This is a genomic window from Streptomyces sp. CCM_MD2014 (genome assembly GCF_000772045.1).
GTDB classification, from domain to species: domain Bacteria; phylum Actinomycetota; class Actinomycetes; order Streptomycetales; family Streptomycetaceae; genus Streptomyces; species Streptomyces salinarius.
Window position 1 is genome coordinate 6,301,630 of record NZ_CP009754.1, and the last position, 14,913, is coordinate 6,316,542.

The window sequence follows — 14,913 nt, forward strand, 5'->3', positions numbered from 1 at the left end:
TACGCGCCGACCGTCTCTTCTGGCGCCTGGACCCGGCACCGCGGTGGCAAGCGGCCCTGGCCGCCATGGATGCGTCTCGCTACCTCTAGCTGGGCAGTGGGACCAGTGAGCCGGTCGGCGACCTGCCCCTTGTCATCATGGTCAGCAGCCGCTTGCTGCCAGCCGCTCGGACAGCTCAGCTCTCGCGGCGAATTTACAGTTCCCCAGCTAACAGGTCGCAGATGCGCCGCTGACCTGCCCGTGTGCAGACGCGGTCGGCGCATGCGCGTGTCACCGTCCACACCCCGTCCCAAGAGCGGGTCTCACCGCAGACGCGCGGAACAGCGGCGAGGGCGTGCGAACACCGCTACTCCCACGAGAACGCGGCCAGATCGGTGCAAAATCTGCGCAACAGGGGGACCTGCGCGCCCGTGGTAAGGGAAGATCGGCTCTTGTGGACCCCGCCATAGCAGCCGCTCTGATCTCCAGCCCCGTCGCACTACTAGCGGCCGGGGCTGCGTATGGCGCTGGCCTCGTGCAAGGCCGAGGTGCCTACCGCGGCCCCGTTGACGCCGTGCGCCGCCAGCACCAGCGAGACGCCTACGCCGCTTTCCTTACGGAAGCCAACGCATTTTTCAGTAAGACTTTGTGGGGAAATTGCGCACAACAAGCTAGCAGCCAATTAGGCATTTCATTGCGAGACGAAGCCAGGCGCCAGGAAATCAACCGACGCGCCTTGCGTATCCAGTCGGAAGTGCCAACAGAGCCACTGAAACTCGCTGCGGCCGTCGTCCAACTTGAAGGCCCCGAAAATATCGCAGCCATCGCACGGGAGATCGAAAATCACGCCCACAACGTGCACGTCGACGCACTCTACGGCGAGGCCCCCTACACATTATTCGACGCGCTGGACGGGCGGCCCGCCCCTACCGGTGAGGGTCGCAACACACACCTAGACCTACTGACCGCAATTAACAATTTCACCGACGCCACCCGTTCTCACCTCAACGGCAGCAAGACGGCAAGGCGGCCCTGAAATCTATCAGGCGCGCGCGAGGTAATTACGCGGCCAGATCTTCGATCTGTTGACCACTGAGCAGCCCAACACTATACCTTTCAGGGGGAACATGTGGATCTTTTCGCTGATGAAAAACTCAAGAAACACATGTCGATCATCATGCGCGCAATTAAGCCCGCTAACCCCGGTGATCCAGGATTCGCCATGACGATCGGCCGCCCCCGTCATCGACTCAGAGTGGACCCGCAACGTCTTCCCATCCCGGGGATCGTTCGAATAGTTCTTGAACTGATCGGGCTGCAAGATCTAGGACAGGCAGAAAAGCTCGCATGGGAGTACGCATTTGAAGTCGACGGCACCTCCTGTTCGCTTGCTCATCAAAAATTCGGACTGCGTCTTTATGTAGACTCTACCGTTATAACGTCCGAAGATGACGCACAGGCCCTACTCGTTCGAATCACGAAAGCACTGGAGAGCGCACAGCGCAGTCTGGAAAGACGCCAATTGCGGGATTTTGCAGACGAGCAGATCCGTCAAGGTCGCTTGACGATTCGCAATCAGTACCATCGTTTGCGCCACATTTATGAGTACTTCCAAGAAGGCGCAAGCCTCGCCTTTGCCGGCCAGGGGAGACTCAGCCCAGAGTTGCCTGACGGGGGACGACGTTTCAATCCTCGTGCAACCGAGGGATTTTACAATACGGTAGCCATGGTGTCGGCATATTTCAGCCTCTTGGAACATACTTTGGTGCTGCTGCTCCCCTTCACGGGTTTCGATCCCTCCGAATCCGCTCTGAAAGATTTCATCGGCGAGCGGTGGGGGGAAAAGTTCAGGAAGATATTCACAGTCGACAGGGACCCCTCTGCCAAGAATAACTTCGACACTCTCTATCGAATCGCCGAGGAGTACCGCAATACTTACGGGCACGGGGGGTTCGATAAGAATGGTTCAACTTTCCTGTTTCACATGGAAGGAGTTGGCGCACTTCCAGCCGTACTCAGCAACATCCGCGGAAACTCCTACTTTAGCTTCGTCCCCGTCGACGCAGACGACTTCAGCCGCGTGAAGCTCTCATTCGACTCAATAGACGAATGGCTCAGAAAAGACGTCGCACCACTTGCAATGAAATGGGTCGAGAGTGGTTTGGATGTTTACTACGACGAGAATTTCCGAGACCAAGCATCATTGGCAATGGAATCACCGGAACATTTCGACAGATTCATAGAGTACTGCTCCTACCTAACAGACCAGGCCGCCAACATGGATTGGTGACCGATTCCACCAAACCCATTACCGTCATCACCGTGAGTGAGGGCGTGAGAGCCACATGCGCCGTCGTTCCGAGGACGGGACATCCCCGGCCCCCACCAATCGCATCGCAAGACGTTACGCTGGTTCGCGCCACTTCAGGATGGAGAGTGCTCCGCGGATGGGACCGAAGACGACCAAGGTCTACGAGACGCTTCGCGCGCGGCTCACCGCCGGCGAGTACGCCGCTGGCGACAAGTTCCCCTCAGAGCGCACGCTGGTCGAAGAACTGGGCATCGGCCGGACGGCTCTTCGGCAAGTGCTCGCCCGTCTCGTCGCTGAGGGCGCCCTGGAGGTACGCGGACGGAGCTCGTACCGAGTGCCAGGCGCCGTGAGCGTCGAGCGGCCGGAAGGGCTGGAGCCGTGGCGCATCCACGGCGAGCGCGACCTATACGACAACCGATGGGTCAAGCTGCAACTCTGGGACGTGCAGCCGCCTGGCATGGAGCCGTTCGAGCATCACGTGGTAAGGCTGCACCACGTGGCGGTAACCGCTGTCCTGGACGATCAGGACCGCGTGCTCATGATTTGGCGGTACCGATTTGTCCCCCAGCAGTTCGGCTGGGAGCTCCCTGGCGGCATCGTTGACGAGGGTGAGGACCCGGCGGAGACGGCGATGCGCGAAGTCGTCGAGGAAACCGGCTGGCGGCCGAGGTCTCTAGAGCACGTTGTGACCTACCAGCCCATGGTGGGCATGGTCGACTCGCCACACGAGATTTTCGTGGGCAACGGGGCCGAGAAGGTCGGTTCACCGACGGACCTAGAAGAGGCGGGGCACATCGAGTGGGTACCCCTCGCAGACATTCCGGGGCTCATGGCCCGCGGTGAGCTGATGGGGTCGGGCACGCTCGTCGCACTGCTGCACATCCTGGCCAACCGGCGTGCGCAGGGAGTCACAGCCGCGCACTGAGCATGTCGACACGACGGCGCTGCCGAACCGATCCGGTGCGGCTCGCCAACAGTCGGGCCTGCCTCAGATGGGTGTGCGCGTCGTCGTACTCGGCTCGGGCGAGATGCGCATGCGCCAGGTCGGTGTGCAGTCCGGCCCTGGCCCGTACGAATGTCGCGTCCATGCCGTCCATCGCCTCATACAGACTGGTGACTGCGTCACCGTCACCAAGGAGCGCAAGCACGTTGCCGTGCCACCGGGCAAGGTGGGCACCGTTCAGGAAGATGCTCAGCATGTCGGGGTCCCGGTCCTCCGGGCCCGGCGGAATGCTGGCCAGTGCGGCATCGAGCGCACGGCGGCTGTCGTCCGGCATGTCGGCGTGCGCGCACATCTCCGCTTCCGCGGCGTACAGCCATGCATGGAGCCGAGCGGAGCCGGCTTGGCCGACGGTGCGCCGCGCTTCGCGGACCAGGTCGACGCCGAGCGCCGGCCGCCCAGCCTCGCAGAGGACGTACGCCTGTTCTGCCATGGCGTGGGCGAGGTACATCGGAGCCTCAGCATCGCGCGCCGCCTGCTTGGCCTGTTCGTAGTGACGCCACGCCCGTTCGACCGCCCCCGAGTCGATTGCCTGCCAGGCTGCGAGCGTCGACGCACCCGCGAGCGCGAGCGCCACCGGTCGACGCGCGGTCGGCAGCACGGTGAAGTTGAGCGCCTCTTCGAGGGCTGCCAGATGACCTGTCATCTGGTCGATGAGATGAGCGGCGCCCCTCTGCCGGTCCATGGTGCGGAGCAACTCAGTTTGGTCGTTGAACGCCTTCACCATGGACTCACTGACGCTGTCGGCGGCATCGATCCGGCTGAGTAGCTCGTCGTAGCCGTCTGCCGTCGGCGCCACGGGCGTCGGCGCGGCGTCCCGCAGCTCCCCATCGGTCACGCCGAGGAGTTGCCGCAGGATGGCCGCGTACCGGTCCGAGATGGTGCGCTTGCCGTTCTCCCATTCGGACACGTACACCCGCAAACTCGCTGTCGACGCGACGTCCGTGACGCTCCGTCGGGCGTACTGCTCAATTTCACGAACCAGTCGCTCCTGAGACCAGCCGCGCGCCGTCCGCGCACTTCGAAGTCCTGCGCTCACAGGCCACCGTCCGGCGATAGATGCCCTCAACTGACCATCCCAGCATGCCGCACGTCGCCGCAGGTCAACAGGGGTTAACAGGCCGGAAGTTAAGTCCTGTTGGCTACCGGTGACCCTGCCTCAGACAGTCTCCTGAAGGGGCACCGCGGCGAGGTGAACGCCCTCAAATCGGCAAACCACCTTGACTCTGGTGCGCACCAGATGCAACCTACTGGTGCGCACCAGATACCGGCTCGCGTCGGGTCTGTGGTGTGCACGCAACGGGCGCCCGAAAGGGCTTTACCGGCCGTGTCAGTGCCCGGATGCAAGGCCCGGATTTCGCACTGCGAAGAACTCAACAGAGTGCCGACCCAGCCACCTGAACACGGGTGGTCGATGGGTGCGGGTCACCACCCCGACCGCCCATGTTGGGCCGGGTGACCTGCCCGGATCTGTCCCGCGGGGCGGACCCGGCCTCGCTTGATCCGACTTCCGCAGAACCTTTGCGGGGCAATCGTCGTCCCGCCTGAGCACCAGTGCTCACGGTCCTCGGCACCTGCGCCGTACGCGGCGTGCTGTGCCGGGGAGCCGTGGCCGCTCGTGCAGATCGAGAGGCTTTGTCCTAGACGGCGGGCGGCCCCGGGTCTAGCCACCCGGGGCCGCTGTTGGGGCCGTACCTACTGCTAGGGAGACACGACCCAATGAGCCACATCGTCACTGTTCAGGAAGCTGTTACCGCGTTCGCCGACTGGAAGGAGCCGACGGACGCGGAGCTGGACGCGATCGAGCTGGAGATGCCCGCGATCCTCGCGGACGTCGACCTGGTCGACGCGGAGATTGCCGCGCTGGAGCGCGTCCCGGGCGCGCTGGACGCCCGCCGGATCCGCCGGATCCGCCGGGCCCGCCGCAAGGCGCTGGCCACGCGCGTGGTGCTGGCCAACCGCGCCCGCCGCGGGGAGGCGGCGTGATCCGCATCATCACCGCCAGCCGTATCGCCCGGCTGGAGCAGGACGCCGACCAGGCCCGCGACCGTGCGCGGGATGTACAGGCCCAGGCGGATGCAGCGTGGGGCCGCCACGTGCGGGAGCTGTACGCCGTCACCGACCGCGCCGAGCGGTCGGAGGCGGCCACGTCCGAGGTGGGCACGATCCTCGCCCGTGCGATGGGGGAGCTGTCGGCCGCGCAGCAGGAGCTGCTGCTGAAGGACATCGAAATCCGCCGGCTGCGCGAGGAACTGCAGCGCGGGCCGGTGGAGGGCGACACGCTGACGGTGCTGATGCACTACGGCGCGCCGCACACGGTCTACGCCTCCCGCGAGGACGCCTACGCCGACACCGCCACCCACGGCGTGCCCGCCGGGACCCCGTGGGTGGCCGCCGGTGAACGCCCGGCGTCGGCGTCCATGTGGTGCATTGCGGCGTTCATCTACGACGCCTCCTGCAACGGGTTCCGCCGGGCGTTCACGCCCGCTCCGGAGCCGGTTGGGGGTGCGGCGTGAACAGTGTTCAGACGCGTTCAGCGGAGCGCGCCCTGTCGGGTGGCACGTGGCTGATCGTCTGTGGGGCGATGCTCTATTCGATCCTCACCGTGACGCCGTTGATGGCGAAGCACACGGCCGAGGAGTGGGACTGGACGGCGCCGATCCTGCCGCTCGTGGTGGACGCCGCGGTGGTCATCGTGGTCAAGCTCGATGACGTGCTGGCCCGCCTAGGCGGGCACGGCGGGCGCTGGCCCGTGGCGCTGCGGTGGATGACCGGGCTGATGACGCTCGCCCTCAACACCGCCGACTCCGCACTGAAGAAAGACCTGGTCGGGGTGGCGGTCCACGCGGTGGCGCCGCTGCTGCTGATCGTCACCGCGGAGACCAGCCTCGCCTACCGCCGTGCCATCGCCGCCGCTGTGACGGCGCTGGAGGAGCAGCAGCGGGCCGAGCGGGAGCGGCGCGAGCAGGCGGTGCGGGAGCGGGAGGAAGCCGCCCGTCGGCAGGCCCGCGAGGAGCGCGAGCACGCCGCGCAGTTGGAGCGTGAACAGCGTGAACACGAGGCCGCGCTCGCCCGCGAGCAGGCTGAGCGGGAGGAGCGGCGCTGGCGCGAGGAGCGCGAGGCCCGGGAGCGGGCGGAGGCTGCCGAGCGGGCCGAGCGTGAACGCCGTGAACGCAAGCGTGAACAGCGCGAGCAGGAGCGTGAACAGGCCGAGCGGGAAGCCGCCGAACGCCGCGAGCGGGAACGCCGTGAGCGGGAGGCGCGTGAACGCCGTGAACGGCAGGAGCGTGAGGAGCGGGCCGAGCGTGAACGGGCCGCGCTGCTGGCTCGCGGGCCGGCCGACGGCAAGCTCCCCGAGGAGGAAGCCCGGCAGATCGTGGCTGCTGCGTTCGGCGCCGGGGTGTCGGTGCGGTCGGCTGCGGAGCTGTGTGGCTGGTCGGTGGGGTGGGTGTCCGCCCGCTACGCCGAGCACCGCGACCCCAGCACGCACGGCGCTGAGCTGGCTATCGCGAGCAACTGATGGCCAGCCTTCCCACCTACCGGTGGCGGCTCGCCCCGGACGGTTTAGCCACCCGCCGCCAGCTGCGCGCCCTCGGGCTGCGGCCCGGCGGGCAGGACGTGGCCGCGCAGATCGAGCGTCCGCGGCGCCGCCGCGGCTCGCTGATCGCCTACCTCTACTCCATCGAGCAGGCCAAACCGGTCCGGCCGATGACCCCGGCCAAGCGGGCGGCGCTGGCCAAGGCCAATGCCGCCCGCCGCACCTGCCCGCAGTGCCGGCGTGATGCCGGTTACGTCATCCCGCCGACGCTCGGCATGTGCGCCACCTGCGCCTTTCCCGAGGAACAGCGCGCCGCCTGACCACCCATCGCCTTCGGAGTACCAGTGAGCGAGTCGCAGCAACCGCAGGGAACGCACTCTTCGTGCTGACCCTGGACAAGCCGGGCCAGTGCACGATCACGCAGGAAGGCACCTGCACCCCGCCGTCGGGCGCTACGCGGCAGGACATGTACCGGCTGATCTACGACACAGTGACCGCGCAGGACCCGGACCTGTCCGGCGCCGCGGTCGGCTTCTTCTTCCTGGAGCCCAACCAGCTCTGACCTTGACCGGTACCCGGCGGGCCTGGCCGCCCACCTTCCACAGCAACGCGGCCAGGCCCTTACTCCCGTGAAGGAGTGCTCACAGCATGACGGAACTCAGCACAGAGCCGGTAGCCGTTGAGGCTGCCCCGGCCGCAGCCTCCCCGCCCCCGCCGGCCTCCGCACCGGTCGAGCAGGCCCAAGCCGGGGCGGAGGTGGACCACACGCCCGGCGGATGGCCGGTCGTCCCGCTCGCCCTGTCCGGCGCGAACAGCACCGTGGGCATGGTCGCCGCCGCCGCTCTGGCCGGAGGCCCCATCGCCGCCATGGTGGCCGCCACCGGCGCCGTCGTCCTCGGCACCGTCGCCGCCACCCGCAGCCGCACGCCCAACCCCCGCAGGGAATCCCGACGGGCCGCCGCCCGCGCGGCCGGTCGATCCGCTGCCCGCACCACGGGCACACGCCAGACCGGAGCCGGCGGGGGCCGGACCGGGAGCCGCAGCAGTGCCTCGGGGGCCAGCCGCTCGCCGGGCCGCTCCGGTCGGGAGCCGGGCCAGCACCGCCGCGGCTCCGGTCCGGCGACCCGCACCACCGGCACCGCCAACTCCGGCGCGGGCCCGAGCAGCCGCAAGAGCACCGGCCGCCATGCGCCGAAGCGGGCATCCACTGCCGTGGGCAAGGCTGCGGGGCGTCTGGGGCAGGTTCGGGCGGTGCGAGCGTCGCAGCAGGCTGGCGCCGGATCGCGGGCCGGGCAGCGGGCCCAGACCACTGCCGCGCGCCGTGCGGTGGCCGACGCCCGGCGCAACGCCCGCACGCAGGCCGGGACCTCCCGCAATGCCGCCTGGCACCGCACACCGGCCCGTCACGGTGGTCCGGTCGGCCGGATGCTCGCCGCGGCGACCCGCCGGGCTGGTACTGCGCGGGATGCGGCGGTTGCCCGTGGTCGCACGACCCGCGACCAGCGGGCGCGCGCCGCGGTCGACACCCACCGCAGGGCGGTCCGCCGGGCTCCGGCGCGTAGGGCGGCCCGGCAGGCGTTGCGCCGGTCCGCGGCCCGTTTCCATGGCCGGCGCCTGCTGGCCGCGCTGCTCGCCCTGCCCCTCGGGCTGCTCGGGCTGATCACCAGCCCGATCGGTCGCAGGTTCAACCTGCCGTGGCTCATCCACCCCGGCCGCCGCCTCTACCGCCGCATCGTCCGTACGGCCGCTGAGCAGCGCGCCGAGCGGGACGCGGCGGCCCGCGAGCGGCAGGCCGAGCAGGAAGCCGCCGCTGAGGCCGAGGCCGCGCAGGACGGTGCCGAGGGCATCGCCGATGGCGTGGAGCGGCCCGCCGCACAGGTTCCCACCAGCACGAACGACCCGTCGATCGAGGGAGAGCACGTGTCCGGTTTCCGGTTCGAAGAGGCCGCTTCCGAGATGGAGCAGGCCGCCACCCAGTACGACCCCGAGAACGCCATGGAGATCCTGGCCATGGTCGAGGGCCTGCCCGCCGCGCTCACGTCGGTGGCGAACGTGATGAAGATCCTCGCGGAGCGCTCCGACTCGGAGTTCCCGCTGGAGAAGGAAGTCGCGGACGGCTTCAACGACATCTTCGGCGCCCTGATGAGCGCCGTCGCGGTCGCCGAGGACATGGGCCCGCTGTTCCGTCAGGCCCACGAGCAGGACATCGCCCGGCACGAGGACCCCCGCAACGGCCACGAGGCCGAGAAGGGCTGGAACGTCTGACATGAGCAGCACCGCCACCGCCAAGCAGAACGCGAGCAGTGGCCCGGTGCTGGACTGGGCGGCCGGTCACGGACCCGTGACCGGCGCCCTGTCCGCCACCACCGGAGCCTTCGCCGTCGCCACCACCGGCGCCGCCACCCACATGCCGCCCGGCTGGGCCCTCGCCGTCGGCGCAGCCGGCGCCCTTGGCCACACCATCGTCGGCCTGCGCGTCCGCAACGCCGGCCGCACCCTGGCCACCCGCGCCGCCTCCTGGCTCGTCGGCGCCGGATGGACCACCTGGGCCATGACCCACGGCCCCCTGACCTGGGCCGCCCTCGGCTCGCTCGCCACGATGGGGGTCGGAATCGGCGCCGCCGCCCGCTCGGCTGCATTGTTCGAGGAGGCCCGCGAGGAGGAGGCCATCGCCGCGGAGCAGCGGCAGATCGCCGCCGAGCTGTCCGCCGACCGGCGCGCGATCGCCGCGGAGTGGGTCGACCGCATTCAGCGGGTCTGCTCGATTACCGTGCGCGTGGTCGGTGTCGAGCAGTGGGCCACCGGCGCCGGATACTCCATCGACGCCGAACTCCCGCCCGGCGGCGCCACCTGGAACAAGATCGCCGCCGAGTCGCCGCGACTGTCCGCGGACGCCCGGCTGCCGCACGGCTGCACCGCCACCGCCTCCCCCGGCATCCACCAGGGCCGCGTCATCATCGACGTCACCACGGTCAACGTGCTGGAGCAGGAGCGCACCTACCCCGCCGACTACGGGCCCCTGTCGGTCCACACCGGCATCCCGTGGGGGTATCGGACCAACGCCGAACAGATCCTCGCCTACCTGCGCGAGCAGTGCGCCCTGATCGTCGGCCCCACCGGTTCGGGCAAGACCAACATGGTCCACTCGATCCTCGCCGGGTTCGCCCGCGCCGACGACATGCTGACCTGGGTCATCGACCTCAACGCCGGCAGCGCAGGGCTGCCCTGGGTGCTGCCCGCCCTCAACGGCGAGATCAGCAGCCCGGACGGCAAGCCGGTCCGGCCCGGCATCGACTGGCTCGCCGGCACCTATGACGAAGCCATGACCATGCTGGACGTGGCCGTGCGCGTGGCCAAGCAGCGCAAGATGGGCTATCAGGACGTTCTCGCCCGCGCGAACACCGATCTGCTGCCGATCAGCCCGCGGATTCCGCAGATCATGCTGGTCATCGATGAGGGCGCGGAGATCCTGGCCAGCCCGGACCGGCACGTGCGCAAGCTCGGGGAGAAGATCCTGGAAGTGATCCGGATCGCCCGAGCCATGGGCATCCGCACCGTGCTCACCGCCCTCGGAGCGACCGGCAGTGTGCTCAGCAACCTCATGATCCGCCGGGAAGCCAAGGTCCGCGTCGCCCTCACCGGCGGCGAAAAGGAGGGCATGGACCTCTCCAAGATGTTCCCCGGCTCCCGCGGACTGCGCGTCGATCAGGCCCCGCACAAGGGCGCCGGGTTCATGGGCACCCCCGAGTCCCCGGCCGCCCTGTTCAAGGCATGGCGGATCCTCCCGAACCAGATCCGGGAGATCATCGCCGCCACCTCCGAGCGACACCCCACCCTGGACGCCGTGTCCGCCCGGGCGGCCGGGCCCGCCTACGCCCGCCGCTGGGATGCGGACCGCACCGCTTGGATGCGCGACCAAGCGTCCAGCGACGGCGCTGGCACCACCGGCACGACGGGGGAGGGGCTGAAGCTGTCCGCCCTCAGCAGTCAGGAGCAGGCTCAGGTCTCGCCGGAAGACGAGATGCTGCGCAAGTTCCGAGCGCAGATCGACGCCCAGTTCGGCACCGCACCCGAGCCGCAAGCCCCCGCGGGAAGTGACGGGCCGCCGGCCACGGGCGGGTTGAACCTGTCCGCTCTGCGGGGCGAGCAGGACAGCCCCGCACAGCAGGCCGCGCTGGCGCTGCTGCTCGCCGCCGGCGGGGACGGCACCGGAGCGTCCGCAATCGCCCGCGCGCTCTCCGCCGAGCACGGCACGTCCCGTCAGACGGTCGTGGGCTGGCTGCGGGACTGGGTCAAGGACGGCACCGCCGTCCGCGTCGGAGAGGGCACCAAAGCCCGCTACGTCCACCGCCAGCACGCCCCCGAACAGCCACCCGAGAGCTGATCGCTTGTCGCTTGTCGCCTCCGTCCGAAGACACACGCCGTCCGGTTGCGTCTGAGGGCCGGAAACGGCTTGTGACCTGCAAGGCGACAAGCGACAAGACAAGACAAGCGACAAGCGACACGACAAGCACGCGACAAGGAAGACGACAAGCCAGGCGACAAGCACAGCCACCCATCCGAGCGGGCCCGCATCAGTGACTGGTGCGGGCCCGCGGCTCACCCGAGGAGCCCCGTCATGGACCACCGCACCCCGCCGGGGAACATCGCCCCGCACATACCCGCCGACGCCTACCGCCGCGCGCAGGCCACCGGCCAGCCCGTCGTCATCGTCGTCCACGACACCCACCCGACCGGCATCCCCTGGCGCCGGGCCCTGGTCCCGTTCGCGATCGCCGGTGCCGCTGTCGCTGGCGGCTGGGGACTGGTCGCCTGCCTGTGCCTCCTGCTCGACGCCGCGGCCCACACCGCCACCGTCATCGCCGGAGCAGCCGGACCCATCGGCATCGGCGGCATCACCCTCAAGCTCGCCCGCACCAAGCACGCCTAGCTACGCCAAGGGCGGCCCCCGATTCCGCCAAGAACACCGGGGCCGCCCTTGTCCACCTGCCAACCAACTGACCTGTGGAGGTCTCCCAGCATGACGCAACCCGCCACCATCCGGCGAGTGCGCGACCCCCGGCCGCGCCTGCTGGATCTCTTCTGCTGCGCCGGCGGCGCCGCCGTGGGCTACGCCCGAGCCGGTTTCGCCGTGGACGGCTGCGACATCGCCTACCGACCCAGCTACCCCTTCCCCCACCACCAGGGCGACGCCCTCGCCTACCTCACCCACCTGATCACCACCGGTGAGATCCGCCGGTACGCGTTCGTCCACGCCTCCCCGCCCTGCCAGCACGGGTGCGCGCTCACGGTCGGCACGAACGCCTCGCAGGGCTGGGGACGCGCGCACGTCGACCTCGTGGCCCCCACGCGTGAGCTGCTGGACGCCACCGGCCTGCCCTACGTGATCGAGCAGCCCAACGGCCGCGCGAAAATCCGCAAAGACCTCACCCTGTGCGGCGAGATGTTCGGTCTCGGAGTCATCCGACACCGCAACTTCGAGGCCGGCGGCTGGACCATCGAGCAGCCCGCGCACCGCCCGCACCGGGGCCGCGTACGCGGGTACCGGCACGGCCGCTTCTACGACGGCCCGTACGTGGCCGCCTACGGCAACGGCGGCGGCAAGCCCAGCATCCCCGAGCTGCAAGCCGCGATGGGCATCGACTGGACCGACGTCCGCGAGGAACTGACCGAAGCCATCCCCCCGGCTTACACCGAGTGGATCGGCGCCGCGTTCCTCGCCACGGCCACGCTGGAGGTGGCGACATGAGCAAGGCGCCCTACCCCCAGCACACCGCGCTGAGCCTCGCCGCGTCCGGCGTGCCCGTGCTGCCCCTGCGCCGAGGCAAGGTCCCCTTCGGCAACTGCCGTACCTGCGCGGACAACGCGTGCGGTGGCCGGCCGAACATGAAGACCCCGGGCCCGTGCCGCTGCCCCGGCGTCTGCCACGCCTGGGCCGCCGCCACCACCGACCCGGCCGTCATCGCCTCGCCCCCGTGGGCCGGGGCGTGGCGACAGGCGGTGTGCGTCGGCTACCACCCCGGCGGCGCCGGCCTGACCGTCGTCGACCTGGACGACGCGAACGCCATCGCCTGGGCCCGCACCGCCCTGCCCCGCACGCGGACCGTGCCGACGACACGCGGGGAGCACTGGATCTACCGGGGCGCCATGCGGTCCGTGAACGCCGTGCGCCCTGGCGTGGACATCAAGTCGACCATGGCCTACGCCCGCTACCTCGGCCCCGGCACCGGCACCATGGCCGACCTGCCGGAAACCGTGCAAGCGCTGGCCGTCAAGGAGCCCTCCCCGGTCCGGCCGGCGACCGTCGCCGTGCCCACCGGCGCCAGGGGTGGAGAGTGCCCGCACCGCACGCCCGCCTACCTGGAACGCGGCATCGCCATGGCAGAGCAGCGCATCACCGAAGCGTCCAGCGCGGTCCACGCGACCGTGTACCGCACGTTCCTCGCCGTGCTGTCCACGCACGGCCGGTGCGGCTGCCTCACCGACACCCACGTCGCCCGCCTGTTCACCGCCGCGCAGGCCAAGGGCGAAACCGCTCGGCACTGCGTGGACGCGTGGACCAACGCCCGCACCACGTTGGGACTGTGACCATGTCCGACGACGAGAAGACCCCCGCCCGCGAGATCATCACCGACTACGCGCAAGCGCACTTCCGGTACTTCCGCACCGCCGACGGCACCGTGTACGCGCAGCGCAACGGCCACCCCGTGGCCCGCCCGATCCGCTCCCAGGGCACCACGGGAAGCCACCGGCAGGAACTCATGGTCGGACTGTTCAAGGACGGCATCGGCGTGTTCAACGGCACCGCAATGAAAGAGGCACTCGACCTGATCGAAGCGTTGGCACTGACCGAAGACGTCCAACCCGTCCACATCCGCGTCGCCCCCGGATTCGATGGGGCCACATGGCTGGACTTGGGACGCAGCGACGGGCAGTCCGTGCGCATACACCCCACCGGATGGGACATCCGCACCCCTGACCCGCAGGAAGTCTGCTGGCGGCGCACCCAGCTCACGGGGGAGCTGCCCCTGCCGGTCAAGGACACCGACGGCAAGGGCATCGACCTGCTGATGCGGCTGTGCAACTTCGCCACCGCGGAGACCGAGTGCCTGGCCATCGCGTGGCTCATCGGCTGCCTGGGCCCGAACGTGCCCGTCCCGGCACCGTTCCTCACCGGCCCGCAGGGCGCCGGCAAGTCCACCGGCGGGCGCATGCTCGTGCGGATCATCGAAGGCATGAGCGGCGACCTGCGCCGCGCCCCGAAGGACGAGGAAAACCTGACCACGGCCGTGGCGGCCGGTTGGGTCACCGCCCTGGACAACCTCTCCCACATGACCCCGGACCTCTCCGACGCCATGTGCCGCATCGTCACCGGCGCCGAGGACGTCAAGCGCGCCCTGTTCACCGACGGGGACGTCGTCCGCATCGGCTACCGCCGCCCCCTGCTCCTGACCGGCATCGACGTCGGCGTCATCCGCCCCGACCTCGCCGAGCGGCTCCTGCCGCTCCGCCTGGAACGTCCCCGGGTCCGGCGCACCGAGGCGGAACTGTGGTCCGACTTCGCGGAAGTGCTGCCCGTCATCCTCGGCTCGCTCCTGGACCTCACCGTGCAGGTGCGTGCGGCTGAGGCGGACATCCCGACTGACCTGCGCATGGCCGACTTCGCGCACCTGTGCGCGCAGCTCGACGCGGCCACCGGCCTGGGAGCGCTCGCCGCCTACCGGGCCAGCCTGGACGACCTCAACGACGACGTCATCGAGGGCGACCTGTTGGCGCAGACGGTGCTCAAGCACGCCGCCGGCATCGACCCGGGCACCGAGCAGCGGATGACGTCCGCCGAATGGCTGCACTGCCTCACCGGTCTCTACACGGGCGAGGACTTCCGTCCCCTGCCCAAAGGGTGGCCGACCACCGGCAAGGTGCTCTCAGACCGCCTCAAACGCCTTCAGCCCACCCTCGCGGCCCGGGGCGTCCTCATCGACTGGGGGCGCACCAAGACATCCCGCTACATCGAGATCGCACGGCCGGACGCCGCAGCGCCTCCGTCCGAGCAGGAAGCGGCCTTCTGACCGCGCGGCACCACGA

Annotated in this window: 15 protein-coding genes; 14 read left to right on the plus strand and 1 reads right to left on the minus strand. The window is 69.4% G+C overall.

Going from position 1 to position 14,913, the window contains the following annotated elements; all coding sequences use genetic code 11:
* The first annotated feature begins 553 nt into the window (after positions 1-553).
* The 3 genes from NI25_RS39300 to NI25_RS27995 all read left to right on the plus strand — a co-directional run bounded on the left by NI25_RS39300 (position 554) and on the right by NI25_RS27995 (position 3,215).
* On the plus strand, positions 554-1,015 hold the full coding sequence (locus tag NI25_RS39300; RefSeq protein WP_148315167.1) for a hypothetical protein: 462 nt from the start codon (positions 554-556) through the stop codon (positions 1,013-1,015).
* Between the two features lie 93 nt (positions 1,016-1,108).
* Positions 1,109-2,269 carry a hypothetical protein gene (locus NI25_RS39305; RefSeq protein WP_148315168.1) on the plus strand — a complete coding sequence of 387 codons (1,161 nt, stop codon included), beginning with the start codon at positions 1,109-1,111 and terminating at the stop codon, positions 2,267-2,269.
* A 157-nt stretch (positions 2,270-2,426) separates the two neighbouring features.
* Entirely contained in the window at positions 2,427-3,215 is a 789-nt protein-coding gene (locus NI25_RS27995) for an NUDIX domain-containing protein (protein WP_078884757.1), read from the plus strand.
* Here the strand turns inward: NI25_RS27995 and NI25_RS28000 are convergent.
* Positions 3,199-4,206 (minus strand): hypothetical protein, encoded by a 1,008-nt coding sequence (locus tag NI25_RS28000; protein WP_061445099.1) that lies wholly within the window; start codon positions 4,204-4,206, stop codon positions 3,199-3,201. The two genes, NI25_RS27995 and NI25_RS28000, sit on opposite strands and share 17 nt — an antisense overlap.
* Before the next feature lie 803 nt (positions 4,207-5,009).
* On the opposite strand from NI25_RS28000, the gene NI25_RS28005 reads away from it, so the two are divergent.
* From NI25_RS28005 to NI25_RS28055, 11 genes are all read left to right on the plus strand, one after another.
* Complete coding sequence (locus tag NI25_RS28005) at positions 5,010-5,276, plus strand: DUF6284 family protein (protein WP_061445100.1); 267 nt, start codon at positions 5,010-5,012, stop codon at positions 5,274-5,276.
* Entirely contained in the window at positions 5,273-5,806 is a 534-nt protein-coding gene (locus tag NI25_RS28010) for a hypothetical protein (protein WP_061445101.1), read from the plus strand. The genes NI25_RS28005 and NI25_RS28010 overlap by 4 nt, the downstream gene beginning before the upstream one ends.
* Positions 5,803-6,810, plus strand: coding sequence for a hypothetical protein (locus NI25_RS28015; protein WP_061445102.1), 1,008 nt, complete (start codon positions 5,803-5,805; stop codon positions 6,808-6,810). Before NI25_RS28010 ends, NI25_RS28015 begins: the two co-directional genes overlap by 4 nt.
* Positions 6,810-7,148 (plus strand): RRQRL motif-containing zinc-binding protein, encoded by a 339-nt coding sequence (locus NI25_RS28020; protein WP_061445103.1) that lies wholly within the window; start codon positions 6,810-6,812, stop codon positions 7,146-7,148. The genes NI25_RS28015 and NI25_RS28020 overlap by 1 nt, the downstream gene beginning before the upstream one ends.
* A gap of 62 nt (positions 7,149-7,210) precedes the next feature.
* Positions 7,211-7,390, plus strand: coding sequence for a hypothetical protein (locus NI25_RS28025; RefSeq protein WP_061445104.1), 180 nt, complete (start codon positions 7,211-7,213; stop codon positions 7,388-7,390).
* Between the two features lie 86 nt (positions 7,391-7,476).
* Entirely contained in the window at positions 7,477-9,093 is a 1,617-nt protein-coding gene (locus NI25_RS28030) for a hypothetical protein (protein ID WP_061445105.1), read from the plus strand.
* Position 9,094: 1 nt separating this feature from the next.
* Entirely contained in the window at positions 9,095-11,212 is a 2,118-nt protein-coding gene (locus NI25_RS28035; protein ID WP_061445106.1) for a hypothetical protein, read from the plus strand.
* Between the two features lie 234 nt (positions 11,213-11,446).
* Complete coding sequence (locus NI25_RS28040; protein ID WP_061445107.1) at positions 11,447-11,758, plus strand: hypothetical protein; 312 nt, start codon at positions 11,447-11,449, stop codon at positions 11,756-11,758.
* Positions 11,759-11,848: 90 nt separating this feature from the next.
* Positions 11,849-12,577 carry a DNA cytosine methyltransferase gene (locus NI25_RS28045; protein WP_061445108.1) on the plus strand — a complete coding sequence of 243 codons (729 nt, stop codon included), beginning with the start codon at positions 11,849-11,851 and terminating at the stop codon, positions 12,575-12,577.
* Entirely contained in the window at positions 12,574-13,416 is an 843-nt protein-coding gene (locus tag NI25_RS28050) for a bifunctional DNA primase/polymerase (protein ID WP_061445109.1), read from the plus strand. The genes NI25_RS28045 and NI25_RS28050 overlap by 4 nt, the downstream gene beginning before the upstream one ends.
* A 2-nt stretch (positions 13,417-13,418) precedes the next feature.
* Positions 13,419-14,897 (plus strand): hypothetical protein, encoded by a 1,479-nt coding sequence (locus tag NI25_RS28055; RefSeq protein WP_061445110.1) that lies wholly within the window; start codon positions 13,419-13,421, stop codon positions 14,895-14,897.
* Positions 14,898-14,913 lie beyond the last annotated feature (16 nt).

Coding starts and splice junctions, on each gene's coding strand:
- NI25_RS27995 (WP_078884757.1), top strand. CDS start 2,427: ATGGGACCGAAGACGACCAAGGTCTACGAGACGCTTCGCGCGCGGCTC.
- NI25_RS28005 (WP_061445100.1), top strand. CDS start 5,010: ATGAGCCACATCGTCACTGTTCAGGAAGCTGTTACCGCGTTCGCCGAC.
- NI25_RS28020 (WP_061445103.1), top strand. CDS start 6,810: ATGGCCAGCCTTCCCACCTACCGGTGGCGGCTCGCCCCGGACGGTTTA.
- NI25_RS28030 (WP_061445105.1), top strand. CDS start 7,477: ATGACGGAACTCAGCACAGAGCCGGTAGCCGTTGAGGCTGCCCCGGCC.
- NI25_RS28035 (WP_061445106.1), top strand. CDS start 9,095: ATGAGCAGCACCGCCACCGCCAAGCAGAACGCGAGCAGTGGCCCGGTG.
- NI25_RS28040 (WP_061445107.1), top strand. CDS start 11,447: ATGGACCACCGCACCCCGCCGGGGAACATCGCCCCGCACATACCCGCC.
- NI25_RS28045 (WP_061445108.1), top strand. CDS start 11,849: ATGACGCAACCCGCCACCATCCGGCGAGTGCGCGACCCCCGGCCGCGC.
- NI25_RS28050 (WP_061445109.1), top strand. CDS start 12,574: ATGAGCAAGGCGCCCTACCCCCAGCACACCGCGCTGAGCCTCGCCGCG.
- NI25_RS28055 (WP_061445110.1), top strand. CDS start 13,419: ATGTCCGACGACGAGAAGACCCCCGCCCGCGAGATCATCACCGACTAC.